At 66.0% G+C, this 26124-nt stretch carries 18 protein-coding genes and 1 pseudogene; 3 read left to right on the top strand and 16 right to left on the bottom strand.

Annotated elements, in window-relative coordinates; translation table 11 throughout:
• Positions 1-52 precede the first annotated feature (52 nt).
• The 8 genes from DCG74_RS03450 to DCG74_RS03415 all read right to left on the bottom strand — a co-directional run bounded on the left by DCG74_RS03450 (position 53) and on the right by DCG74_RS03415 (position 7390).
• Positions 53-946, bottom strand: a complete 894-nt coding sequence (locus DCG74_RS03450) for an efflux RND transporter periplasmic adaptor subunit (protein ID WP_172789312.1) — start codon at positions 944-946, stop codon at positions 53-55.
• Between the two features lie 162 nt (positions 947-1108).
• Positions 1109-1279, bottom strand: coding sequence for a hypothetical protein (locus DCG74_RS03445; RefSeq protein ID WP_172789311.1), 171 nt, complete (start codon positions 1277-1279; stop codon positions 1109-1111).
• Positions 1280-1347: 68 nt separating this feature from the next.
• Positions 1348-2475 carry a lactonase family protein gene (locus tag DCG74_RS03440; RefSeq protein ID WP_172789310.1) on the bottom strand — a complete coding sequence of 376 codons (1128 nt, stop codon included), beginning with the start codon at positions 2473-2475 and terminating at the stop codon, positions 1348-1350.
• A 128-nt stretch (positions 2476-2603) separates the two neighbouring features.
• Positions 2604-2735 (bottom strand): hypothetical protein, encoded by a 132-nt coding sequence (locus tag DCG74_RS03435; protein WP_257187544.1) that lies wholly within the window; start codon positions 2733-2735, stop codon positions 2604-2606.
• Between the two features lie 86 nt (positions 2736-2821).
• Positions 2822-3199, bottom strand: coding sequence for a hypothetical protein (locus DCG74_RS03430; protein WP_172789309.1), 378 nt, complete (start codon positions 3197-3199; stop codon positions 2822-2824).
• A 104-nt stretch (positions 3200-3303) separates the two neighbouring features.
• On the bottom strand, positions 3304-3642 hold the full coding sequence (locus tag DCG74_RS03425) for a hypothetical protein (RefSeq protein WP_172789308.1): 339 nt from the start codon (positions 3640-3642) through the stop codon (positions 3304-3306).
• 252 nt (positions 3643-3894) lie between these two features.
• Positions 3895-6558, bottom strand: coding sequence for an EAL domain-containing protein (locus DCG74_RS03420; protein WP_172789307.1), 2664 nt, complete (start codon positions 6556-6558; stop codon positions 3895-3897).
• A 139-nt stretch (positions 6559-6697) separates the two neighbouring features.
• Entirely contained in the window at positions 6698-7390 is a 693-nt protein-coding gene (locus tag DCG74_RS03415) for a hypothetical protein (RefSeq protein ID WP_172789306.1), read from the bottom strand.
• Positions 7391-7570: 180 nt separating this feature from the next.
• Between DCG74_RS03415 and DCG74_RS03410 the strand changes: the two genes are divergently transcribed.
• Positions 7571-8674, top strand: a complete 1104-nt coding sequence (locus DCG74_RS03410; protein WP_172789305.1) for a LysM peptidoglycan-binding domain-containing protein — start codon at positions 7571-7573, stop codon at positions 8672-8674.
• A 148-nt stretch (positions 8675-8822) separates the two neighbouring features.
• Entirely contained in the window at positions 8823-10127 is a 1305-nt protein-coding gene (locus DCG74_RS03405; RefSeq protein WP_172789304.1) for a Spy/CpxP family protein refolding chaperone, read from the top strand.
• On the opposite strand, the gene DCG74_RS03400 is transcribed toward DCG74_RS03405, so the two are convergent.
• From DCG74_RS03400 to DCG74_RS03390, 3 genes are all read right to left on the bottom strand, one after another.
• Positions 10128-10994, bottom strand: a complete 867-nt coding sequence (locus tag DCG74_RS03400) for a hypothetical protein (RefSeq protein ID WP_172789303.1) — start codon at positions 10992-10994, stop codon at positions 10128-10130.
• A 216-nt stretch (positions 10995-11210) separates the two neighbouring features.
• A complete protein-coding gene (locus tag DCG74_RS03395; RefSeq protein WP_172789302.1) occupies positions 11211-13658 on the bottom strand; it encodes an adenylate/guanylate cyclase domain-containing protein in 2448 nt (815 codons plus the stop codon).
• Between the two features lie 190 nt (positions 13659-13848).
• The gene (locus DCG74_RS03390; protein WP_172789301.1) at positions 13849-15888 is read right to left on the bottom strand and encodes an AsmA family protein; all 2040 of its coding nucleotides are present in this window, start codon (positions 15886-15888) and stop codon (positions 13849-13851) included.
• A gap of 236 nt (positions 15889-16124) precedes the next feature.
• On the opposite strand from DCG74_RS03390, the gene DCG74_RS03385 reads away from it, so the two are divergent.
• On the top strand, positions 16125-16799 hold the full coding sequence (locus tag DCG74_RS03385; protein WP_172789300.1) for a Crp/Fnr family transcriptional regulator: 675 nt from the start codon (positions 16125-16127) through the stop codon (positions 16797-16799).
• A 24-nt stretch (positions 16800-16823) separates the two neighbouring features.
• On the opposite strand, the gene DCG74_RS03380 is transcribed toward DCG74_RS03385, so the two are convergent.
• From DCG74_RS03380 to DCG74_RS03360, 5 genes and pseudogenes are all read right to left on the bottom strand, one after another.
• Positions 16824-19973 (bottom strand): efflux RND transporter permease subunit, encoded by a 3150-nt coding sequence (locus tag DCG74_RS03380; RefSeq protein WP_172789299.1) that lies wholly within the window; start codon positions 19971-19973, stop codon positions 16824-16826.
• Positions 19973-20902 (bottom strand): efflux RND transporter periplasmic adaptor subunit, encoded by a 930-nt coding sequence (locus tag DCG74_RS03375; RefSeq protein WP_172789298.1) that lies wholly within the window; start codon positions 20900-20902, stop codon positions 19973-19975. Before DCG74_RS03375 ends, DCG74_RS03380 begins: the two co-directional genes overlap by 1 nt.
• A gap of 157 nt (positions 20903-21059) precedes the next feature.
• Positions 21060-21731, bottom strand: coding sequence for an OmpA family protein (locus DCG74_RS03370; RefSeq protein WP_172789297.1), 672 nt, complete (start codon positions 21729-21731; stop codon positions 21060-21062).
• A 144-nt stretch (positions 21732-21875) separates the two neighbouring features.
• Positions 21876-22490 (bottom strand): annotated as a pseudogene (locus DCG74_RS03365) (tetratricopeptide repeat protein); the annotation flags it as partial.
• Positions 22491-23588: 1098 nt separating this feature from the next.
• Positions 23589-24962: a hypothetical protein gene (locus tag DCG74_RS03360; protein ID WP_172789656.1), complete on the bottom strand. Its 1374-nt coding sequence runs from the start codon at positions 24960-24962 to the stop codon at positions 23589-23591.
• Positions 24963-26124: the final 1162 nt, after the last annotated feature.

Raw genomic sequence — 26124 nt, 5'->3', positions numbered from 1 at the left:
AGACTCTGGATTGCTTCGTCGCAAGAGCTCCTCGCAATGACGATCGTGGCCGCTACTTCGCCGCTTCCGCGCTCGCCATCACCGGACGCACGGGATCGCCTTCGCGCAGCAATGCACCGGCGCGGGCGACGACGACGTCGCCTTCGTTGAGGCCGTCGCGGACCTCGATATTGCCGCCCGACATCAATCCGACCTCGACACGCTTGGTCTCGACGCGGTTGCGGCGGATCACCTGCACCACGGTGCCGGCGGACGAATATTGCACTGATGTCAGCGGCACCGCGACGTTGCAGCTTTGCCCGGTCTTGATCAGCGCGCGCCCGCTGGCATTCAGCAAGAGCCGCTTCTGCGAGGAGATGCCGATATAGACCATCCCCTGCTGGATGTTCGGCTCGACGGTCGGGCCGATGCGGCGCACCTTGCCGTTGATGTCGCCGGCGCCGGCGATCCGGACGGTGGCCTGCTGATTGACCGCGAGCTTGCGCACATCGGTGGTGGCGACGAGACCGACGAGATCGTACTCGCTGCGCGCCACGATCGTGAATAGCGCCTCGCCCTTGGCCGAGGCGAGGTTGCCGATCTGCGCGGTCGAGGTCGCGATCACCCCCGCCACGGGGGCGGTGACCTGAAGCGTGCCGCCCTCGGGCAGCGCCAGCCGCGCCAGCACCTGGCCGGCGGTGGTGGTATCGCCGGCTTCCGCCAGCACGTCCGTGACCTTCAGGCCGGGACGCTCGGGCCGCACCGAGGTTTCCTCCCGCGCGATGATCGTGCCGGTGGCCTCGACGATGTCGGAGAAGCAGGATTTCGCGACCTTCAGCACCGTGACCGCCGGCCCTTTGGGCGCGTCGTCATCGGCGGCACCGGCCGGATGGGAGCTGAGGACGAGCAGGCCGGCGACGGCTGCGGGATACAGGTTTCGAGCAACGGCGCGGGGCAAATGACGCATCGGAAATTCCACGGGGGCTGTGCCTCCAATCGATAGCAGATGGCTGCCGCCCGCACTACGGCCGCGTCGTCCCAAAACAGGACTCAGCGCCGCCGACAGTCGCGGCAAGTCTTTGATGAGTCGCGGAATTGGAGAACAGGTTCGCTCGAAGGGCTCAGGCCGTCAGCGACGCCGATCACCCAGCAGCTTGCCGCTGGCCCGCTCGAGCAGATGCAGACGCGTGCAGGCCGGACAGGACACGGATACGTGCGTGCGGTCAGCCGGCTCGTCGGTGAGCCGATGCTGCACGTTCAGGCCCGTCTGGGGGCATTTGAAGACAATCTGCCGGTCCATGACCGAGATATGACGCCAAGCCGGGCCTCGCGAAATTACGGATGATTACGTAGGTCAGTGGCGGCGCCTCACGGCAGGTTCAGGAACTCGACCCAGTTCGGCTTCTTGCCGGTGGGGTAGGATTTCAGCTTGGCCAGCGCGCCGCTGCCCTGGTCGATGGCATAGACCGTCATGCTGTCGGAGAGTTCGCCGACGGCGGCGAGGTAGCGGCCGGCGGGATCGACCTGGAAGCCGCGCGGCTGCTTCTCGGTCGGCACGCTGCCGATCGTGGTCAGCTTGCCGCTCGAGCCGTCCACCTTGTAGGCGGTGAGCGTGCTGGTGGTGCGCTCGGAGGCGTAGAGGAAGCGGCCGTCCGGGGTGATGTGGATGTCAGCGCCCCAAGGTTTTCCGGAAAACCCGTCCGGCAGCGCGGTGGTGCGCTGGATCTCGTCCCAGGCGCCGCTCCTGGCTTCATAGGTGAATGCTGCGACGTCGCCGTTCAGCTCGTGGAGGAGATAGACGAACTTGCCGCCGGGGTGAAACACGAAGTGCCGCGGCCCCGATTTCTCCGGCACCTTGTGCGCCGGCGGATCGCTCGGCGTCAGCGTGCCGGCTGCGGCATCGAACGCGAAGGCCAGCACCTGATCGGAGCCGAGATTGGTGGCGAACGCGAAGCGGTTGTCGGGCGAGGGCAGGAAGGCGTGGGCGTTCAGCCCGGTCGGGATCACCTGCTTGGGCTCGCCGGCGACGCCGTTGCCAAACAGTGGATTCAGCGCGACCTTGTTGCCGCCATAGGAGGCGCTGAACAGGAACTTGCCGCTGCGGTCGATGGCGATATAGGCCATGCTGTCGGCGAGCGGTCCGTTGCCGAGATGGCTGAGCTCGCCCGTCTTGGGATCGATCGCAAAGCTCACTGCGACATAGGGCTGCGAGCGGATTCCGGCGATCAGCACGCGGTGGTCGGGCGTGATCGCGAGCGGTGTCGATGAGCCCGGCTTTTCGACGCCCTTGAAGGCGGCCGTTTGCACGAGCGTCATCTCGCCGCTCTCGCTCATCTTGAACACGCTGATGTCGTTGCTGTCGGCATTGCCGACATAGGCGAAGGTTTCGGCCATGCCGGCACGGACTCCAGAAACGAGGGCGAGAGAAGCGAACAGGGTTGCGGCGATCGCAGCGCCTGGCACGCGCGATACGATGCGTCGGATCGATCTCGACATGGGCTCCTCCTGAAAGCCGGCTCGCGGCGTGGTCGTTTTGCCGCGAGGATAGCGGGAGACGCGCCGCCGCACCAAAATCCAGATGGGATCGATCGATGCCGAAATCGCATCGGTCGCGGGATGACGGGTCAGCGCACCGCCGCAGTGCGGGACGGCAAATGCGGCCACGGCGGGCGGTCCGGCGGCCCGAGCATGGTCCACACGGTCACCGCGACCAGGGCGGACGTCATGAGCGTCCAGAGGATGAGGCGTTTTCGCATCAGGCCAATCCGTCGGTGCAAGCTGCGAGGCCGAGGGCCGCGTCCGCCATCCTGCACTGCAAAGAGCGGCGGTTCTATGAGGCCGTTCACAGGGCGGGAAACAGTCGATGCCGTTGCGAACCAATGCGCTGCGAACGCATTGAACCGGCATGCCCCGCGAAAACGATCTCGAAGGCAAGCCAGACATGGGCGGCAAGCATGGCGGTCAGGCCGGCCAGCCCAGGCCTCCGCCGCGCCCGCACGAGGGCGAGCGCGACGAGGACGTCGTGGCAAAGCGCCACACCGGCCAAACCGACCGGGCGCCGCCGCCGACCAAACCAAAATAGCGCCTCGCCGCCCGCCATCGCGGCGGCCTGGCGTGGGGAACGGCGCCATCGCTTTGCCGCGTGAGAAAAGGAAGAGGGAGGCTGGATCGTGTTTTGGATCTGTTGGAACACCGCCTGGTCGCTGATCATCAGCGGCATCTGGGTCGCCACCATCGTCAGCCACCCCGACGCCGAATTCGCCGAAGTGCGGGCGGCTCGACAATCGATGTGAGCTTACCGGCCTTGCGGACCCTCGTCCCGGATCACGTCATGCTGCCCGGCATGAAGCAGCGGATCATCGGACGGCCGTTGACGTAATAAGGCCAGACCATGGTGCGCCCGGCGCGGTTGGGCTCGGTGATGACCGTGTCGTCGGGCACCTCGACCCAGTTGCCGAGGAGCCGCACCCGGTAATGTCCGTCCCGCGTCTCCCAGTCGACGTCGTCGAGCGCGGTGCCGTCGGCATCGGCACAACAGGGGCCGCCGCCCTTGCTCTTCAGGCTCTCGAACCAGCCCTTGAGGGGAGAGTTTGCGTAGCGCCCGTCGTCGCGGGCCTCCGCGGCGAGCCCGATCAGGGCCCCAACCGCGACGAGAGGGATCATTCTGAACGCCAAGATTCTGAACGCCAAGATCGCCATGTCACCTCGCTCGTTTCACGCACGCGCGCGCGACAGTGCGGGCGAAAAGCCGCCTGTGGTGCGCGTGATGCAATGTCGACTAGGGCCCGTCGGCCGGAGTTCCCGACCGTCTCAGCGAGGCGATAACCGCAAGGCGCAAGGTTTGATCCTAAATTTTCAAGGCAGGCGGTGAGGGGATGAGCGGCTGCGGACGTCTCCGATGAGGGAGCCGCCGCCCTAAGCCGCGACCGCCTGCGCCGCGAGCAGCTGCTTCAGCTTCGCCGCCGGGACCGCCGGGCTGAACAGCCAGCCCTGCATCTGGCTGCAGCCGAGCCGGCGCAGCACCTCGGCTTGCGCTTCGGTCTCGACGCCTTCGGCCGTCGTCGCCATGTGGCGCGCGGCGGCCATGTGCACCACGGCCTGCACGATCGGCGAGGAATCTTCGGACTGACCGATGTCGCTGATGAAGCTGCGATCGATCTTGATCTTGTCGAACGGGAAGCGGTGCAGGTAGCTCAGCGACGAATAGCCGGTGCCGAAATCGTCGAGCGCGATGCGCACGCCGAGCTCGCGCAATTGCTGCAGGATCGCCAGCGCCTCCGCGTCGTCGCGGATCAGCACCGTCTCGGTGATCTCGAGCTCGAGCCGTCCCGGCGCGAGCCCGGACTCCGCGAGCGCGGCGGCGACCTTGAGCGCCAGCGTGCGCGAGCGGAACTGGAGCGGCGACACGTTGACCGCGATGTGAATCGGGCCGGGCCACGAGGCGGCCTCAACGCAGGCCTGCTTCAGCACCCATTCGCCGATCTCGCCGATCAGGCCGGTGTCTTCTGCGACCGGGATGAACTCCGCCGGCGAAACCATGCCGCGCTCGGGATGGCGCCAGCGCAGCAACGCCTCGCAGCCGGTGACGACATTGGCGGTGAGGTCGACCAGCGGCTGGTAGTGCACCTCGAACTCGCCGCGCGCGAGCGCCTGGCGCAGGTCGAGCTCGAGCTGGCGGCGCTGCCGCGCCTTGGCGTCGTATTCGGGGGCGAACAGGCGGAAGGTGCGGCGGCCTTCCGACTTCGCCGCATACATCGCCAGATCGGCGCGCTTGAGCAGATCGTCGAGATTGTCGCCATGATCGGGCGCGATGGCGATGCCGATGCTGGCATCGGTCGGAATCTCCTGCCCCTTGCAGTCAACCGGCGCGCGCAACGCCTTGAGAATGGTTTCCGCCAGTGCCGTCAGCTCGGCCGGATCGGAGGTCGCGGCCTTGACGATGGCGAATTCGTCGCCGCCGAGCCGCGCGACCATGTCGTTGCCGCTGACGCAGGCGCGCAGGCGGCTCGCCACCTGGCGCAGCAATTCGTCGCCGACCTCGTGCCCGTGCGAATCGTTGACGCCCTTGAACTCGTCGACGTCGATATAGAGGATCGCGAACGGCTTGCCTTGCGCGAGCTCGGCGACGCGGCGCTCCAGATGCCCGCGCAGCAGCACGCGGTTGGGCAGATCGGTGAGCGCGTCGTAATGCGCCAGATGGGCGATGCGCTCGTCGGCGCGGATGCGCTCGGTGACGTCGTCATGGGTGGCGAGCCAGCCGCCGGCAGCGGCCGGCTGGTTCTTGATCTCGATCAGGCGGCCGTCGGCGGTTTCCACGACGGCGCTCTGGGTGCGGCCGATATTGCTCAGGATGTCGTCGCAATAGGCTTCGACGTCGCCCTCGAACGAGCCGGTGTCCCGGCGGTGCCGGATCACGTCGCGGAAGTGGACGCCGGGCTTCACCAATGCGGCCGAGAGCCCGTACATCTCGATGTAGCGGCGGTTGCAGACGATCAGCCGCTCGTCCTGGTCGAACATCAACAGGCCCTGCGTCATCGTGTTCATCGCGGTGTCGAGCCGCTGCTTCTCGAGCGAGAGCCGGTGCGTCACCTGGCGGAAGATCAGAAACAGCGTGAGCACCAGGAGGCCGATCGACAGCACGGCAATGGTGACGAAGAATTTCGTCTGCGTGCGCCAGGTCGCCAGCGTCGCATCCAGCGATTTGGTCGCGACCACGACCAGCGGCTCGCCGGCGAGCAGGCGCGAGGCGACGATGCGGTCCTTGCCATCGATCGGGCTTGCCAGCTGGGTGGTGACGAAGGTGCGCGCGAACACCGCCATCTGCTCCGGCGTGCCGTTGCGGAAGTTTTGACCGATCAGCGCCTCGACATGCGGAATGCGGGCGAGCAGCTGTCCGTTCTGGTGGTGCATCGCGATCGAGGAATCCTCGCCGAGCCCGGTCGAGGCGAAGAAGGATTCGAGCTGCTCGGGCGCGATCGCGCGGGTGACCAGCCCGAGGAACTCGCCGTGCGGTCCGGAGACGCGCCGCGCGAACACGATCGCCGGTCCGCTGCCGAACCGGCCGGGCACGACCTCCACGTCCTCCTGCGCGGCCGGATCGTCCTTGAGACGGTTGAAGTAGCCGCGGTCGGCGACCGAGATGTCGGCGACCGGCCATTGCCGCGACGAGTTGATCAGCACGCCCCTGGAATCGAACAGATTGGCGCCGGCGACGTCGGACCAGCCGCTGGCTTTCGCGCGCAGCACCTCGTGCACGGCGAGCGTGCCCATCTCGCTGCGGAAGATTTCGGCGGACTCGATGCCGTGGCTCTCGAGCTCGGCGATGATGCTCTTCTGCAGCACCGCGAAGTCCTCGAACTGGCGGTCGAAATGCCGGGCGAGCATGCGGACGGCGTTTTCCAGGCTGTCGCGGCCGCTCTCGATGGCGTTTTGCCGGAAGCGGTCGACGGTGAGCGCGGTGCCGATCGCGGTCGCAAGCATCAGCACGAAGCCGCCGGCGATCAGCCACGTCAGCGGCGCCCCGCGCCAACGGCGGAGCAACGCGCGCGTTCGCGCGGTCCATCGGATCGATGCGCCCATCCCAGTCCTCCCGTGGGATGCAAGATGCTGCAAAACCGACAAGACCCAGTTACCACAAAGGGTTAGGAAAACATGAATCGGAACGAAATCAGAGGGTTGGTTCCATCGCGCGGGAGATTGCGGCGAGACCGCGGGACCCTCAGCGCTTGATTTCCCACCTCAAGGCTTCCGCATTGCCTTTGGCGAACATCGCCGGGACGTCGAACTTGCCGGTCTTGAGGTCATACCGGCATTTCCAATCCGCCAATCCCTTCACCGCGACGTTCTTCGGATGCTTGTCCATTTCGCCCGACAGCGAGATCAGGAGATAGCGGTTGTTGGGCCAGTCGACGCCGAGCCAGCGATACCCATCTTCGGTGCCCTTCATCAGATTGGCCGAGATGTGGTAGTCGAGCTTCATGTTCTTCGTGTCGGGCCGGCTGTGGAAATAGGCCCAGGCGAGATCGCTGAGCGATGTCTTCGTCGCGTTGACGAAGGCGCCGTTCTCGACATGGTAGAGAAAGAGATCCTGCTCACCCGAGCCGGTCTTCTGCATGCGCACCAGCCATTGCGAGTCGGCCGTGAAACGGAAGCCGGCCGGATAGCCCTGCTCGGGCTTCAGCTCGCGCATCTCCTCGCCGCGCCGCGCCCAGACCTGCCACGTGATGTCGAAATCCTCGCCCTCCTTCATGTACTGCTCGAGCCTGGTGGCGCCGTCGGGCGAGGTGAAGGCGAGATCGGCATCGTCGGTGAGGATGTAACCGGGCGGCGGGCCGGAGGCGGCCAAAGCGGGTGAAGCGGCCAGCGTCAGCACCAGCGCCAGCGATCGCGCGGCACGGGAAAATACGGTCACGGCAAAAATTCCCTTGAAGAATGCCGCGAGGCGGCCTTGATACTTGGACACCCGCATGGTCGCGCCGGTTCATCCCGCGCGCCTCGGCGGAGGCATAATCCCATCGGCAGTCTTGCTGCGGCAGCCAAATCGGCGCACCTTGCCGGCCTCGGCTGATTTGCCACCCAAGGTCCTTTTCAAATGATCACCGCATCCAAGGCCTTCATCGCCTTCTGTCTGCTCGCGCTGGTCGGCACCGCGCTGGTGATCGGCCCGACCGAGCTGCGCCGCCTGTTGCCGGACGGGACCAAGGTCACCGTCGCTGCCAAGCCGGAGGCCAAGGCCGAGCCCAAGATCGAGGCCAAGGTCGAGCCCAAGCTTGAAGCCAAGGTGGAGTCCAAGCCGGACACGTCCAAGCCTGAGTCCAAGCCAGAGTCCAAGCCAGAATCCAAGCCTGGGCTCGAGCCGGAACAGCCGAAGCTCGCCGGCAGCGCGCCGCCTGCTCCCGAGCCGAATGCGGGCCCGCTGGCCGAGACCCAGAAGCAGGTGGCCGCGCTCGGCGATCTCGTCCCGGTCAAGCCGCCGGCGCCGGTTGCGGACGCCGGCCCCCGTTTCGACGTCGCCCGCGTCGACGAGCACGGCGAGGCGGCGGTGATTGCCGGCCGCGCCACGCCGGGTGCCAGGGTCGAGCTGCTGCGCGACGGCAAGCCGCTCGATAGCGTGGTTGCGGATGCCTCGGGCCAGTTCGTGATGACCCCGCCGCAACTGCCCGCCGGCTCTTACGACCTGACGCTCCGGGCCAAGGCACCGGACGGCACGGTCACCGAATCCGGCCGGACCATGCCGGTCACCATCGCCGCGGCGGCGCCGCCGCCCGCGCGCACGCCACCGGTCGCGAAGCAGGAGACAAAGCAGGCCGAGAAGCCCGACGACAAATCGGATGTCGTCGCCGCCCTGCCGTCGGCCTCGCCGCGCCTGGCCTCGGTGCCCGACAAGCAAGCGGCCCGGCCGAAACTGATCGGCGCGCCGAAGCCCAAAGCTTTCACGCATGCACCTTTCGCGCATGCGCCGGCGGGCACTGCGGTCGCATCGGCCTCGCCCGCGGAGGCGCTCACCGCCGCACCGGCCGAGGCCGGCGGCAGCCGGATCATCGCCCGCGGCGACAGCCTCTGGGCGCTCAGCCGGCTCGCTTACGGCGACGGCGCCCGCTACGGGGTGATCTTCAAGGCCAACCGCGACAAGATTCACAACCCCAACTTGATCTATCCCGGCCAGACCTTCGTGATGCCGCAAAAGGCGGAGTGACACTGCACCGGCATTGGCCGGCCAGCGTTGCGACGCATTGTCCTGTGTCTGTCTGGAACATTCGGTTCCCTCGCGCGTCATTGAGATGCGACGCATTGCGCACGCGGGAGCGAGGGACGTGATCAAGCCCGTGGTTAGGTCAGCGATCATGCCGGGACGCATGGGATTGGCGCTCGCCGGTGCGACCCTGCTGATTGCGGCCGTGCTGCTGCCTGGTAGGGCTGAGGCGCAGTTCGGCTTGCGCGGCGGTCCGCTCGGAGTTGCGCGTTTCGCCGTCGGCCACGTGATCGGCCTGTCGCGCCTGCGCCATTCCCGTATGGCGGTGCGCGGTGGCCGCTACCGCTCCGCTGCGCTGAGGTCGCAAGACCCGCGCGGGGCCGAGCGCGGCCAGCTATCGAACCCTTACGTGCTGCGTGCGGCCCTCACGGCGCAGGCTGCGCTGGCGGGATGGCAAGGCGGCCGCCGTCCGCAGGGTTGGTGGCGTCATCCCGACGGCAGCTACGGCTGGGTCGGCCCGGTGTTCTGGCCGTTCGCGCATGACGATCTCACCAATGCGATCATCTTCGGCGACACCACCAGCCTCTCGCTCTACGGCTACGGCGACATCTATGCCGCGCTGTTCACGCCTTATGCCGCCACCGAGCTGGCCGCCTACACCGTGCCGCAAGGCCGTCGCGCGCGACGAATTCCGGCCGCGGAAACGATGTGCGAGGCCAGCGACACCGGCGGCCTGCCGGTCGAGCGCATCGCGAGCGCCGTTGCACCGAACGAAGCGCAGCGTACCGCGCTCGACGAGCTCTCATCCGCCTGGAATGCCGCGCGCGACACCATCCGCACCGCCTGCCCGGCGCAGGTCCCTGCGAGTGCGGCGGAGCGCCTCGGCCTGATGCGCGAGCGCATCGAGGCCATGATCAAGGCCGTCGACGCCATGGAAGCGCCGCTGTCGAAATTCGTCGGCCTGCTCAATGACGACCAGAAAGCCCGGCTCAACGCCCTCGCGCATGAACGGCGCGCCGCGCTGGCGTCCTACCAGTCCAAAAACGCTGACAGGACCGCGAGCAAGGACGCATCCAGGGACGCGCAGGCGGCCAAGGCCTGCCAGGCGGACTACGATCCTCTTGCTGACGAGAATGCGCAGCGCCAATACGAGCAGCTCGTCCAGCAGCAATGGCCCGCCGCCGACATCGCCGCCACGCTCCACCTCGACGAGGTCGCCCGCGCCCGCTTCGAGGTGCTGCAGGACACCACGCTCCGCACCATGCAGACGCTCAGCGCCTGCCCGACCGAGCCCGCCGCAACCCAGCAGGCCCGCCTCGCCGCCGTGAAGACGCGGCTGCAGGCGATGCTGCAAGCCGTCGGCGCAATCGCCGACGCGCTCGACGATTTCCAGGCCGATCTGAGCGACGAGCAAAAGGCCGGGTTCGAGGCGATCGGGCCGAAGCGGGGGGCGTGATCACCCACACGCCCAGTCGAACTTCATATCCCTAAAGTCCAGCTGCGCGTTGCCGCCGCCGAAATTGTAGCCGCCGAAATACTCCTCGAACTCGATGTAGAACGGGCTCATCTCCGGCACGGCCTGGCAGGGCCGCATGGTGCCGCCGAGATGGTTGGGGGCGTGATCCCTGGCCCAGTCGTGCAGGCGGAAATTGTCGCGGCCCGGCTTGCCGCCGACATAGTAGTAATAAGGCTGATAGCCGGTCGGCGGATTTTCGCGCACATACTCGTCCTGCGGGCCCTTGCCGGCGTTGGGATCATCAGCGCGCGGCGACAGCGCAATCGCGCGCGTCTCGCCGAGATCGGCGCGCGGCGGGGCCGCAAACATCTTCTTCGCGTAAGCCGGCGCGGCCTCGAAGAAGGCGCTGGCGCCGCCGACGTCGAGCCAGCGTGGCCGCTCCACTGTTGCCAGCGCAAGCGGCGCCGGCGGCGCGGCGAATGCGCCGTCATATTCGGCCCGCGTCAGCAGCAGCGCGGCATAGGCGTAGTCGAGAATGTCGGTCATGCGCGACAGGCGCGGATGCGATGGCCGCGCCAGCACCGCCTCGCGAATCTCGGGATCGTCGGGCGCGCCGCCGTCATTGTGATCGGGCGCCGTGGCGAAGAACGACAATGCGACGATGTCCTCGCCATGCACCCGATAATCCTCCGGCAACAGCAGCGTGAAGCCGTGCATCAAGGGATAGCCGGTGACGGGATCGAACGGCCATTGCTCGGATGCAATGCCCGGCGGCAGCCCAAACACCCAGCCCTGATCGCGCGCGCGATCCGCGGGCCGGTCGAGCATCTGCAAATCATAGGCACGCGAAGGCAGCGCAAGCGTCACGAATCGTCTCCCAGAAACAACCTCGCCGTTGAGGCGATGGTTGGTCGCGGGGAGGAGGGAAGTGGTTCGTGGGAGGCGTCCGGGGATGCTGCCAATCTGCCGGTGTTTTCGACTGACGGGGCAAATCGCGTGGGCTCGCGCAGGGCCTGCCGTAAGTCATTGATTTCGCAACCCCTGCCTACTGTGCATGGGGTTGTTTTCGCATTTTTGGTTCGGCTACCCCCTCCGCCGCACCGCCGCGGCATCCACCACGTTCTCCACCGCCTCGCGCCAGCTCAGGATTTCCATCGCCAGCACGGGGTGATTGAAGCCCTTGAGCTGGAGATCGTCGAGGGCGCGGGCCTCCACCCAGGGCTCGACCATGCCGTAGACGCGGCGGCTGACCACGATCTGGTTCGGCTTGGCCTCGCTGCAGAGGCGGGAGGCGAGGTTGGTGACGCTGCCGATCGCGGCATATTCCAGCCGCTGCTCGAAGCCGACCTGGCCGAGCGTGGCATAGCCGAGCGCGACGCCGATGCCGAAGCCGAGGCTGTGACCGCGGTTGCGCCAGCGCTCGGTCAAGGGGCCGATGGTGTCGCGCATCTCCACCGCCATCTTCACCGCGCGCTTGGTGTGGTCCTCGAACTGGATCGGCGCGTTGAACAGGATCATCACGCCGTCGCCGGCATATTTGTCGAGCGTGCCCTCGTACTTGAAGATCAGCTGGCCGAGCGCGGCGTGATATTCGCGCAGCACGTTCATCGCCTCTTCCGGCTCGGTCGCTTCCGTGAACGCGGTGAAGCCGCGCAGATCGCAGAACACCACGGTGACCTCGCGGCGCTGGCTGGTCAGCAGTCCCTCGGGGCTGTCGGAGGAGGCGATCAGCTGCGCCACCTGCGGCGCCAGGAAACGCTCGAGCTTGCGGATGCGCTCGATCTCGCCGAGCTGGGTCCTGACGCGCTCCTCCAGCGACTTGTTCCAGTCCTTGAGCTGCTCGGTCTGCTCGCGGAGCTTGTCGGCCTGGGCGCGCACCGTCGTGTTCGCCGCCTCCAGCGCTTGGCTCTTGTGGTCGACTTCGGTGAACAGGCGCGCATTGCGCATCGCCAGCACCGCCTGGTTGGCGAAGGTGCGCATCAGGCCGATGATGCTGGGCGCGAACGCGCCGGCGGCGCGGCGCAGCACGACGAGCGAGCCCAGCGTGCCCTGCTGGTCGATCAGCGGCACCACCAGCACCGAGCTGAAGCCGGCTGCGAGCGCGACCTCGCGCAGCGGCTGCTCGGCGGCATCGATAAGCTCGGCCAGCGCGATCGGCTCGCCGCTGTCGGCGGCATCGCTCAGGATGTTGCCGCCTTGCGCGATGGTGACATGCGCGCCCTCGGCGGATGTGTCGATGCCGTTGGCTTCGACCAGGTTGAAGCGGCGCGCCTCGGCGTCGAAGCCGTAGATCAGCACCGCATCGGCATGGGTGATCTCGATCGCGCGCGCGGCGATGGTCGCGAGCACCGCGTTGAGATCGAGCGAGGAGGCCACCGCGCGGCCGACCTCCTCGAGCACCTTCAGCTCGTGGATCGATTGCGCGAGATCGCGGGTGCGCTCCTCGACCTTGGTCTCCAGGTTCGAATAGGTCTCCTGGATCTGGTCGGCCATGCGGTTGAACTGCCCGGCGAGGTCTTCCAGCTCGTCGGAGGTGTGCACGTCGATGCGGTGGCTGAAATCGCCGGCGCCGAGCAGTTGCGCGCCGTCGCGCAGCGCCGTGATCGGGATGATCATGCGGCGGGCGAGCAGCGTGCCGGCGAGGATCGCGACCATCAGGCCCATGCCGATCAGAAGCGCGATGCGCACCAGCTGGTCGCGGATCGGCATCAGGGCCTGCGTGGTCGGCTGCTCGAACAGCACGCTCCAGCCGAGCTTCGGCACGAGGCTCGCGGCGCTCATCACCGCATGGCCGTTGAAGTCGGTGCCGGACGTGTCGGCTTCGTGACCGGGCGCAATCGCGGCCGCCACCTGCGGCAGCTTGGAGAGGTCCGCGCCGATCTCGGGCCCCTTCGACGACGCCGCCAGCACCCGGCCGCGCGGATCGACGACATAGGCGAAGGCGGCCTTGCCGACCTGGGCGTCGGACAGGAAGTCGGAGAGGAAGCTGAGGTCGATCTCGGCCACGGTGACGCCGGCATTGAAGCCGGAATGCGCCACCGAGATCGACATCAACGGCGTCCGGTCGGCGAACCAGGCCGGCGCGTAGGTGACGCCGCGGGCGACGGCCTCGGTGAAGCGCATGTCGCGGGAGAGGTCGGCGTTGCCGCCGGTCGTGGTCGATTGCCGGGAGACGCGGAGCACCTCGCGGCCGTCGCCGTTGAGCTGGAACAGCTGGTTGACGACCGAGACCTGGTGCAGCAGCGAGGCGTAGTCGGCGCGGCGCTTCTCCAGCGTGTCCTGGCTCGCCCGCGTCACCCAGCTGATCTGGCGGTCGAGCTCGGAAATCGCCTGCTCGATGCGCCGGGCGGCGCCTTGCGCCTTGTCCTCCAGCCCGTCGGTCAGCTGTGTCCGTGTGGCGCGGTAGGAGATCCAGGTCTCCATCGCGCCGTTGACGGCGAGGACGAACACGACGAGGCCGACGAGGGAGACGACGTATTTGGCGAACAGGCCCTCGCGCAGAGATCGTGTCTTGTCGTTCGCTCCTGCCATCCCGATCCTCTCGCGCCGCCACAGACGCCGCGCGCTATGGGCCGTACAGGGCCCTTCCAAGCCGTTCTACCATAATTCGGACCGAAGGGCCGTCATGCAGCCGGCGGACCGGCCGGTGTGGTTACCTCTGTCTCCTGGGCAGGTGGACCGGCGGCGATTGTAGCAGCCCGATCCGTTCGAACGAGGGAGCCTATCGATTGAACAGCTGCCGCAGCACGTCGTTCATTGGCTGACTGTCCTGCTGCGCGACCGGCGGGTCCTCCAGGGCGGGAGCGGCAGGGGAGGCCTGCGGCGCCGGCGTGGAGGGCGTTGCCGGCAGGCTGCGGCTGCGGCTGGTGCCGGTGCCGCTCCCCGCGCCGCTGGAGAGTCCCTGCTGAATCAGATTGCCGATCGCCTCCCCGAGCGGGCCGCCGAGCAGATTGTTCTGCCCCGGTTGCTGACCTTGCGGATTGGCGTTGCCGGTTGCATTGCCGCCGCCCGGCGCGGCGGTGCCACCTAGTCCGAGGCTGCCGAGGATATTGCCGAGCCCGGCTCCGTCGGGGCCGAACAGGCCCTTGCCCATCTCGCGCAGCTTGGCATAGGCCGCGTCCGGATTGTCCAGCATGCCGGCCATGTCAGGGTAGATCCGCGGCTGCGACCAGGAGCCCTGGATCATCACGGGAATGCCGAAGCCGACCGGCTCGTTGGCGCGGCCCTGGCCTTCGGTCGTCATCACGAGCTTCGGCTCGACGCGAAAGCCCATCATCTTGGTGTCGAGGGCGATGGTGCCGGCGCCGGTGACGCGCACCAGCGGCCCGATCAGGTTGAGGTCGGTCGTCACGGCCTGGCCCTTGTCGATGCGGAAGGAGGCCGAGAGCTGCGACAGATCCGTGCTCTGCTCCTGGTTACTGTTCTGGTTGTCTTGCCAGCCGGACAGCGTGCCCGTCGTCAGCGAGCGGATCATCTGCGCGACATTGATGCCGCGGATGGCGCCGTCCTGGAAATTGACGAAGGCCGTGCCCTGCATGTTCGCCATCAGCGCGCGCTGGCTGTTGCCGGCGCTGCGCAAGGCGAGCTTGGCCTGCAGCTTGCCGTCGATGCGGTCGAACTCGGCAAGGCTCTGGAGCAGCGGCAGCGCGCGCACGCCGACGAGGTCGGAATGCATGGCAAAGCTCGGCGCGCCGGTGGTCGCGTCCAGGATCACCTCGCCCGAGACCTGGCCGCCATAGGCGCCGAGATTGGCCGTGCCGGCCTTGAGCACGCCGCCCGCGAGCTTGGCATCGAGCGCCAGCGGCGCAATGCGCGCATCGCCGATCACGGCCTCGCTCGCGGAGATCCGCACCTGCGCATCGACGTAATTGAGCCCGGAGACGTCGATCGGCGCATTGCTCCAGGGCTGCCCGGACACGCCTTCCGGCGATTTCGCCAGCGGTATAGACAGCCGCTGGAAGTCGAGGTCGACCTTGACCAGCGGCTTGCTCGCGATGTCGACCGAAGCCCAGCCGTTGAAGCCGCCGTCGCCGAGCTTGCCGTTGACGCCGTTGATCATCACGACATTGCCGTTCAGTCGCATCTCGGCGTGACCGGTGAGCTGGGACTTCAGCACGCTGGGCATGTCGATGGCGAAATCCACCGGCACCGACGAGGCCGGTGTGGCCGCCTTGATGTCGAACTTGGTCGGATGCTCGCCGACGCGCGCCGTGCCGGTGATATTGACCTTGCGGTCGCGGTCCATGACCGCGTCGGCGTTGATGGCGCTGATCCGGCTCTCGACACGGTCGCGCAGGCGCGAGAATGCGACTTCGCCGTCGGTGATCCTGATGCGCTCGATGGTGGCGCCGCTGGTGTCGAGCGCGAGCGGCTTCGAAGGCGCGGTTGCATTCGGCAGGCGTTCGCGGAGCAGCGGCTGGTAGAGCACGGGATGGGTGACGACGAGCTCGCTGATCTCAGGCTTGCCTGACCATATGCTGGCGAGCGACATGTCGGCCTGTACGCGGTCGATTGTGAGGCGCGTGATGCCGCTGCGGTCCTTAGGGTCGGCCAGCGTGAGGTCGTTCAGCGTGATGTTCAGCGTCGGCCACAGGCTGATCTTGGTGGTGCCGTCGATCGACAGGCGATAGCCGGTCGCACTCTCGAGGCGCGAGGCGATCGTCGAGGTCAGGAAGCCCGAGGGGATCCCGACCACGAGCAGAAGTGCGATCACGACCATGACGGCGGCCAAAGCCCCGCCGACGAATTTCAATGCTCTCATGTCGACTTTCCAAGCGACGGACAATCCGCGTCGAACCGGCAGATCACCCGTCCTTTGCGCCCAGAGTTTATCCCCGGACGGGAAGCGGCTCCAAGCGCGTAAAAATAGTCGGGGGGTGCTGCAAAGTTATGTGACTTATGACACACTTCTCCGGCGCGGTTTTACGCGATCCTGAAGTCGATGGTTTCAAGCGATTTGCCAAGAACGATGACCAGGACGTTCACAAGGACATTGAAATGAGCAAGCAGGCCGAATTTGCGGTCATCCTGAAGATGAACCCGATGTTCGCCGATCTCGGCGCGGACGAGCTCCAGCGGCTGTCCAATCTCTGCCACACCCAGCATTTGGCCAGCGGCGAGGTGCTGTTCCAGAAGGGCGATCCCGGGAACGCGCTGTTCGGCGTGCGCCGCGGCCAGGTCCGCATCGAAACCGGCGCCTCCGACGGCAGCCGGCTGACGCTGAACTTCATGGGGCCGGGCGACCTGTTCGGCGAGGTCGCGGTGCTGGACGGCCAGAACCGCACGGCGGACGCGACCGCGGGCGAAGCCAGCGAATTGTTCGTGCTGCGGCGCGAAGACTTCCTCGGCTTCCTCGAGCGCGAGCCCAAGGTCGCCATCAAGATCATCGCGCTGCTGTGCCAGCGCATTCGCTGGCAGAGCGAGCGCATGGAAGAGTCCATGCTGCAGCCGCTGCCGGTGCGTCTGGCGCGGCGGCTGTGCGCGCTCGCGGCCGATTTCGGCTCCGAGGTCCACATCTCGCAGGAGCAGCTCGGCGTCTTCGTCGGCGCCGCCCGCGAAAGCGTCAACCGCCAGCTCCAGGCCTGGCGCAAGGACGCGATCCTCGATCTCCAGCGCGGCCGGATCCTGCTTCGGAACATGACCAAGCTGACCGCGATCGCGCGGAACGAGTAAGGCTTACGAGCACGCTTCGTAAGGCTACTCCGCCGCTGGACGCGCGACGCTCTTCGGTGCCGATGCCGCGTGGGCCGGTGTTGGCTCGTGATGAGAGGCAACCTCCGCGTCCTCGCTGTGCACGATCAGCCGCTTGGCGAAGCGCCAGATCAGGGCGCCGAAATCGTCCATCACCATGAACATCGCGGGCACGAACACCAGCGACAGGAGGGTCGAGAAGATCAGGCCGCCGATCACCGCAAGCGCCATCGGCGAGCGGAACTCGCCGCCGGCGCCGACGGCGAGCGCGCTCGGCATCATGCCCGCGGCCATCGCGATCGTGGTCATCACGATCGGGCGGGCGCGCTTCATGCCGGCGTCGATCATGGCCTCTTCGCGCGGCTTGCCGGCGTGGATCGATTCGATCGCGAATTCCACCAGCATGATCGCGTTCTTGGTGACGATGCCCATCAGCATCAGGATGCCGATCCACACCGGCGTGGTGAGCTGCTTGCCCGTGACGAGCAGGGCCGCGATCGCGCCGCCGATCGAGAGCGGCAGCGAGAACAGGATGGTGATCGGCTGCAGGAAGGTGCCGAACAGCAGCACCAGCACCGCGTACACCATCATCAGCCCCGCCGTGATGGCGGTCGCAAAACCCTCCGACAATTCGTTCAGGCTTTCGGCATCGCCCGAGGGCGAGACCTTCACGCCCTTCGGCAGGGTCTTCATGACAGGCAGCTCGTAGATCTTCTTGGTGGCGTCGCCGAGCGCGGCGGAGCCGACGAGGTCGGCGGCAACGGTCGCCTGCCGTTCACGATCGTAGCGGCCGATGCTGGTCGGACCCTGGTCGAGCTTGACGTCGGCGATGACCGAGAGCGGTACGCCGCCCTTCTCGCCGCGCTCGCCGAGCGGCACGCGGAGCTGCTCCAGCGTCTTCAGATTGCCGCGGGCGGCATCCTCGAGCTGCACGCGGATCGGCACCAGGCGGTCGCCGACGTCGAACTTGGCGAGCGCCGGTCCGACGTCGCCGATGGTGGCGACACGGATGGTCTGCGACAGGCTTTCGGTGGAGACGCCGAGCCGTGCGGCGAGATCGGCGCGCGGCTCGATGCGCAACTCGGGGCGCTCCAGCGAGGTCTCGGAGATGACGTTGGCGATGGTGGGAATGCGCTTCATCTGCGTCGCAAGCTCGCTCGCGACGTTGTTGACGATGTTGGGATCGACGCCGGTCACCACCAGCGAGATCGCGCGCAGGCCGTTCTCGTCCAGGAACCAGAAGCGGATATCGGGAACGTTCTCCAACTCCTGGCTGATCGAGAATTCGAGCTCGCGCTGGGTGATGTCGCGGCTGTCCTTGGGCGTGTAATTGATGATCAGGGCGGCGCGCCGGACTTCCTGGGTGCCCGGCGGAACGCGCCCGCCATCGACGAAGATGCTCTTGACCTCGGGCCGCTTGCGCAGGCGCGCGACGATGTCCTCGGTGACCTTTTCGGTGTAGGCGAGCTGGGTGCCCGGCGGCAGCTCGAGCGCAAGCAGGGATCGCGCGCTGTCCTGGGCCGGCAGGAAGCCCTGCGGCAGCAGCGTGATGCTCCAGATCGAGGCCGCGAAGATGCCGAGGCCGATCAGCACCGTGATGAAATAGTGCCGCACCGACCAGGCGACGATGCCATGATACGACCGCAGGATGCGGCCGGGCGGCGGCTCCTCATGCGTACTGTGCTTGAGGAAATAGGCGGCCAGCACCGGCGTGACGAAGCGCGCGGCGAGCAGCGAGAAGAACACCTGCACCGAGACGGTGATGCCGAACTGCTTGAAGAACTGTCCGGCAATGCCCGACATGAAGCTCGCCGGTGCGAAGATGGCGATGATGGTCAGGGAGATCGCGATGACGGCGAGGCCGATCTCGTCGGCGGCCTCGAGCGCGGCCCGGTAGGGCGACTTGCCCATGTTCATGTGCCGGACGATGTTCTCGATCTCGACGATGGCGTCGTCGACGAGAATGCCCGTCGAGAGCGTGATGGCGAGGAAGCTGACGAGATTCAGCGAGAAGCCGAGCAGGTCCATCGCCCAGAACGCCGGGAAGATCGACAGCGGCAGCGAGATCGCGGCGATGATGGTCGCGCGCAGGTCGCGCAGGAACAGCAGCACGATGATGACGGCGAGGATCGCGCCTTCGAACAAGGTCGAGATCGCCGCGTGGTAATTGCCCTTGGTGTATTCCACCGAGGTGTCGATCAGCTTCAGGTCGACCTCGGGATAGGCGGCTTTCAGCGCGTCGATGCGCTTCTGCACGGCCTCGGCCACCTTCACGTCGCTGGCGCCCTTGGAGCGCTTGATGCCGAGCGCGACCACCGGCTCGCCGTTGAAGCGGGCGAAGGTGCGGCGGTCGGCGATGGTGTCGGTGACGGTGCCGAGATCGTCGAGCCGGACCTCGCCGCCGCCGAACAGCGGGATCATGGTGCCGGCGAGATCGCCCAGCGTCTTGGCGCCGGCCAGCGTGCGGATCGCCTGGTCGTTCTTGCCGATCTCGGCGCGGCCGCCGGCGACGTCGACATTGGTGCCGCGCAGGCTCTGGCTGACATTGACCGCGGTCAGGCCCATCGCCTGCAGGCGATCGGGATCCAGCGAGACCAGGATCTCGCGCTCGACACCGCCGATGCGCTCGACCTGGGCGACGCCGCGCACGCCTTGCAGCGCGCGCTTGACCACGTCGTCGACGAAATAGGAGAGCTGCTCCGGCGTCTTGCCGGGCGAGATCGCGGCATAGGTCACGATCGGCAGGCCGATGACGTCGACGCGCTGGATCAGCGGCTCGGTGACGTTCTGCGGCAGGTTGGAGCGCACGCGCGTCACCGCGTCCTTGACGTCGTTGAGCGCGCGGTCGGTGTTGGTCTCGAGCGCGAATTGGATCGTGGTGACCGACAGGCCGTCGGTGATCGAGGAGGTGATGTGCCTGACGCCCTCGACGCCGGAGACGGCGTCTTCAACCGTCTTGGTGACCTGGGATTCGAGCTCGGCCGGCGCTGCGCCGAACTGCGACACCGCGACCGAGATCACGGGGATGTCGGCCGAGGGCAGCCTTGTGATCGCGAGCTTGGTGAAGGACACCCAGCCCAGCACCAGCAGGATGATCGAGAAGACGACCGACGGCAGCGGATGACGGATCGACCATGCCGAGATATTGAGAGCCATCAGCGTACCCGCGTGCGATCGAGTTCATCGGCGAACATGGTCTTGATCTGGTCGCCGTCATGGAGCGAAGAGCCGGCGTCGGCCACGACGATTTCGCCGACCTCGAGCCCTTCCAGGATTTCCGTCGCGCTGTCGGACGACAATCCGACCCGCACCTTGCGTGTCTCGACGATGTTGCCTTTGACGACCTGCACCGTGAGGTGATCGATCGCGGTCTTGGGGATCGAGACGCCGCAGCTTCGCTTGGCGTCGATCGAGGCGCGCGCGAACACGCCGACCTTGAGCGACGGATTGTTGGTGACGCTGATGCGGACCCGCCCGAGCTGCGTGGTGCGGTCGATCTCGGGGGCAACCAGCCGGACCCGCCCGATCAGATCCGGTGCGTCGTCGCGGCTGATGCGCACGGTGGCGCCGGAGGTGAGCTTGGACATGTGCACCGCCGGGACCTGGGCGTCGAGCTCGATCTCGTTGTTGACGGCGATGCGGAACATCGGACCGGCCTGCGGCGAGGCCGGCGCGCCGACGATGGTGCGGACCTCGGTGACGAGGCCGGGCGCGGGCGCCTTCAGCGAGATCGGGCCTTGCGGGCCGGGCCGCTGCGGCTGGCCCGGAATCTGCGGCGGCGCAGTCAGGCGCGCCAGCTCCTGGTTGTCGGCGACGATCGTGCCCTCGGTGACCAGGAGGTCGGTGACCCTGGAGCCTTCCTGGTCGGCCACGACCACCGCCTCGCGGCGCGGCACGAAGAAGCCGGTCACCCGCACCAGATCGGAGAAGCAGGCATTGGTCGACTTCGTCACGATGACGAGCGCCTCGCTTTGCGTCTCCTTCGGCTCGGGACGCTTGCGATGCTCGAACAGATAATAGCCGATGCCGAGCACGACGACGAACGCCACGGTTCCGGCCGGCTTGAGATATTCAGTCAAATTCATCGCCGGATCATCCTGACCTGGCTCACGGCCATCCGCGCGAGGTCCAAACGGAGCGTTTCCCTGAAATGAAGCGGCGTCCCGCAAGGCTGCGGGACGCGCTTTGGAAGCGAGACCTTACACCACATCACGACTTGTCACTGCAAAGGATACGTCGTGCTCACTTCGATGCGGTGGTCTTGTTTTCCATGTTGACGACCTGCACGCGGCGGTTGACCTCCGCCAGCGGCTGGTTCGCGTCCTTGAGCTTGCTCTTGCCGTAGCCGACGGTGACGAGGTCGGTGGCGGAGATGCTGTACTTCTCGACCAGATAGCGCTTGATCGCGTCCGCGCGACGCTCCGAGAGATCCTGGTTGTAGGCTTCGCCGCCGGCGGCGTCGGTGTGGCCCGCGACCACGAAGGTCGAGCCCTTCAGGTCGGTGCTGGTCAACGCGCGGCCGAGCGCCTGCACTGAGGGCATCGACTTGGCGCTGATATTGGCGGAGTTGTAGTCGAACGTGATCTCGAGATCGATGTTCGGCTTGTCCTTGGCGACGGAGGCGATTTCCTCGCGCTCGGTCGACGACAGCGAGCGCGTCGAGCGGCCGCGCACGGATTGCAGCAGCTTGGTCTCCGCGGCGTTCGGCGCGGATTCGGTCTGCGGGCCGATCGAGAGGCCGCGGGTCAGGGGCTTCTTCGGCGCCGGTGCCAGCGCGCGGACGATCTCGTCCTCGGTGACGTTCTTGCTGTTGCCGTCATCGCCCGCATAGGCGGCCGAGGTCGGCAGCGACAGCGTGACGCCGACGGTGATGATGGACAGAATCGCGGTAAGCCCTTTTGCAGCCGATCTCATAGCCAGTCCCTCCTGCGCAGCCAGCTCGCGTGATCTCAAATTCAAGCAACCCACCCCCGAAAAGGCCTGTTGCGGCATCCGCCCATTGGTCTTCCCAGTGCTGTTCAAGGTTCGAGCCTCGGGCGGGCCCAACTCAAAAAAATACTAACGCACTCCGTAGCTTGCGAATTCCTGAACGATGTTCGGGTCCATCGCCTTGGCGTTTGCGATGTCCAGCGCCCCCTCCTGGGCCGAGCCGTTGCGTTGCTTGGCAAGGCCCCGTCCGTAGAGCGAGGAGGTCAGGCGCGGGTTGATCTTCAGGGCCGCGTCGAAATCGGCGATCGCATTCTTCACCGCGCCCGACTTGAGATTGACGAGGCCGCGGCTGTCCAGTGCATCGACGAAGTTCGGCCGCAGCCGCAGCGCCTCGTTGCAATCCTTCAGCGCGCCCTGGAGATCGCCGACCACGGTGCGGGTCCAGCAGCGGTTGTTCAGGGCCTCGACGTCCTTCGAATTGATCCGGAGGGTGTCGTCGAAATCCTTGATGGCGAGGCTGTAGGCACCCTTGCTGGCATAGACCTGGCCGCGCCGGTACAGCGCGTTCACGTCGTCAGGATTGGCGGCAATCTTGGCGGTCAGGCTCTTGATCGTGGGATCGTCGGCCAGCGCGGCGGCACTGGGCCCGCCGTCCGTGCTCGGCGCGGGTGCGGGATCAGCCGGCTTCACCGGCGGTGGCGGCGGGGGCAGGGCGGCCTCGATCTGCGGCCGCGGCGTGGGAGATAGGAGCCGCCTTCCTGCCTGGCATCAAGCATGGCTTCATGCATGGCATCTGCCATAGCCCACCTCCAAAAAAACAGGTCATACCAGGCTGTATCGCAGCTCATTCGCGCGATGCCCAGGTGGGGGGCTCATGCCGATTACCGTCGATCAAGGCGGCGAGTTCATGTCGCGCGATCGTGACCGGTAAGCCTATCAGCGCGGCGATACGCTTACTTTCTATCAGCCGGACAGAGGTCGCTGCTGCTTGATGAGCTTCATCCGGCGCTCAAACTCCTTGAGGCGAGAGGTCATCTCAGGTCGTCGTCTTCGATGGGCAGAGTAGTGCCCAAGGCAGCCCACGCTGAACCGAACCGTCGTCCCGAAGGACGCGGCTCTCATCAAAGCGTCCAAAACTGGAGTAGCGACGGATACGGCACGGTCTATGCATTGCTCTTGCAGGTTCAGCGACCATCTACGCCGAGAAATGGAAACGGCATTGCTGACCGACTTTCCGCGGGGACGTTGAGTGCACATGTCAATAGTATAACCAGGACAAGGGCGTTGGCAGCAGCGTCGAGATAGCACTGTGTGACGGAACACGCTAAGCGATGAAGATCGCGCACGGTATCCCGGACCATTGCTGACCCCTGAGATATGTACTGAAAGGCTCGAGGCGGATCGACGAGGTGCTGGGCAGCGCCTCGTTGGCCAGAGGAGCTTTCTGCGGAACGCCACGACCAGGATGTGCATGTGGGACTGATGGACGACCACACCGATCTGCAGCCGGCTAAGCTCAGCCGACGCGTGTTCGATGGGGGCAGGAAGCAGCCTCTTTACTCCGACGATGCTTTCCTGTCTTGGGGCCGCGGCCCCAATCAATGGCAATGCTGTAAAACGCAACGGCGATAACACCGTAGGTGTTCTTCGCAACTTTGGCGTTCGGAAGATCAAAAAAGATCGCTGTGCGGCTCAACGAGGAGCCGCACAGCGATGATGCGCGCAAGTTAATCGGGCGGGTAGCGCTCACCCGGCGCCCCGGAACCGCGCCAAGCTCGCTGGAGCAAGCTACGCTAGCTTAGCAAGTCCAATACCGGAGCTATGTGGTCGGGTTCCTAATTCTTAGCCTGGGGATTGTCTCTCGGCATCTACATTGCTTGTGTCATGGATGAGCCGAACGTCATTGGGGCCTCCAGGCCCCAAGAGAGCGGTGTAACGTTCGCCGCGAATGTCGTAGTTTATTGCCGGCTGCGCCTCGTTCGGCACCTGGCCCCAGCGGCGGAGCTTCGAGAGCATCGTGTCCGGGGCTGGTTGGTCGCCGTGCGAAAAATTCTCGGGAACGGCGAATGATGCAGCATAAATTTCGCGGGGCGCGGGGGACGTCCCCTCAGCCCTGGAGGAGGACGCCGGAGCGGCTTGCTCGATCGACCGTCCACGCGATGATGAGGCTCGGTTCGCTGGTTGCGCGCTGGGCTGCGGAGCGTTTTCCAGTCGAAATCCCAGAGGAATGGCAGCGCCTGGCGGAAGTGGGGTGCTTCGCCTCATCGTTGCCGCGGGCACGAACAGCGCCGTGTAGCGGTCATTGTGAACGATAAAACTGTTGGGTCGGCTGTCCTGGCTCGGCGCGACGTTGCTACGGTCAAGCGCAGCGGACGCGTGCTGGTCGCCCTGCCGGAAATTGAAGGGAATAACGGCCGGTTCTGAATCCAGCCCTTGGTGATGACCCTCGGTTGGCTCGACGGACGGCGATGCGCCAGCGTTTCCCACCATCGCCCACAGCAGGTCCTGATCGTAGCCTTCCGCGGGAAGGACGAGCCGATCGCTGGCCTGAAACGGTGCGCCGGCGTCTTCCATCGGCTCGCGAACGACTGAACTGCCGGGCTCGCTCACCTGGCGTTCGATAGCATCCCCTTCCGTATGGCTTAGTGTTCTTTGCCTCTTCGCAGGCCTCAACTCCCCGGTGTAATCCTCACCCGTGAGGACCTCGTGACTTGAAGAGGGAGCGCTCCCGGTCAGCTCGTTCCGAGCCGGTTGGTAGCCGTCGCTCCAATTGAACTGGCGAACGGCTTTTCCGCGATCCGGTCCCTGGTGATCGCGCACGGTTGGGAGAGCCGATGTCAGGGCGGGTTCGCCCATCATCCCCCGCAGCGGGTTCTGATCGTGCCCTTCCGCAGGTAGCTCTTTCGGCCAAGTCCAAGCTTCCCGCGGCGCGCTGTGCCAGGCAGCGGTGTCCCCGAGGTGTCTGGTGAGGGCGTCTTCGGGATGAGGACCGTGGGCCCCCTGGTGCCCAAGTTCCAAGGCCTCAATGAGGCTACGCTCTTCCTCAGACAGAGGAAAATAGTAGGGATCTGAAGAAGCAGGAATCTCTGCAACGGCGGGGGCATCAGGCTGCGGCACTCCATCCAAGTACGGCTCAAACTCCGCTTGCTGCTCTTGCGGTTGTGACACTGCGGCGTGGTCACGGTCGAATGGGTTGATGGTGTTAAATGGGTCCATGTCAACTCCAGGTGTTTGAGTCGATTCGCAATGCCGAGCCGATAGTGACGCTCTCTCTCGTTCTATTGAGATCAGCTGTCGAAAAGCTGACGCGTTTAGAGACTTACGGATTGCCTCAGATCAATCATTTCGCCGCTCTTGACCACGACTCGTGACGGAACCGAGCAGGCGGCATGGCTTTGCGTCTTCGGGACGAGCACAATCGCATCGGCACTCTGACGCCGCGACGATCTCGGCAACTGATTGTGGTTCTTCAGTCAACGCAGCGTTTCGACGCCCCCCATCAGCTTGCACCATCAATCTTACGGCTTGTGGCGACAACGCTTCCTTGGCTCGCAGGCTCGTGTGCTGCACCGCGGCGGATGCTCTCGATTGGATTGCAGTTCTCAGCTGGCTCTGGTGCTCGGCGGGAAAGTTATAGAAAGCCAATGGGCTCTAGATTGGCCATCCTTGTCCGGTAATTAGGTCACGCGCATGTTTGGCGCGGCTTTCGGCGAAGGTAGCAAGTGCATGCTCCGCGACCGCCCCGGCTTGGCGCCATTGAAATCCTGCATAGCCTTCTTGCCACTCCAAACCAGTTCGCGATGTCCTTGAGCATGTTGACGGTCTTGTGCTGCCGGCGCTCGTATTCCCCCCCTGCGATTGGTCATTCAGGACCGAAATCATCGAAGGCGAAAGGTTCGGTGCATCCCCTCCAGCAGGGCCGAGAGCGCCTCCTGGATCGCCTGTCGACATAGCGCGCAGCTAAGGGGCGGGCAGCAGAGGATCGAGGCTCCTAGTTCGCCGCGCTCAGACTGGCAAAATCATCGAGGTGAAGCCGATCCAATGCGAGCCGCTCGCGCGCCGGTCCTCGCCTTGAGTGAGCCTGGCAATCTCGATTGCGCCGATATCCGTTGCGATGTTGCGCGCCGGGCCATGGCCGTGCCGCACGGCCCGGCGCGACCATCCGCGCCGGCTTCAGCTCGCCGGCGTCTCCGAAACGCGGTAGTTCCGTCTGGACGGCCCGGACGAACAGATCACGCGCTATGTTGCGGAGAATTTGTAGCAGTGCATGATCAACCGCAGACGGCTGACCAAAGGGCGGGATCTTGATCGCCCCGTTCGGGCCGCATCGGCTCCTTGAAGAAGTTCTCGCAGGTTCGCCATCCGCCCTGGATACGCT

The sequence above is a fragment of the Bradyrhizobium sp. WBAH42 genome, from assembly GCF_024585265.1.
Classification (GTDB): Bacteria; Pseudomonadota; Alphaproteobacteria; order Rhizobiales; family Xanthobacteraceae; genus Bradyrhizobium.
The sequence above is the reverse complement of the archived record's forward strand: the minus strand, read 5'-3'. Positions and strand labels throughout refer to the sequence as shown.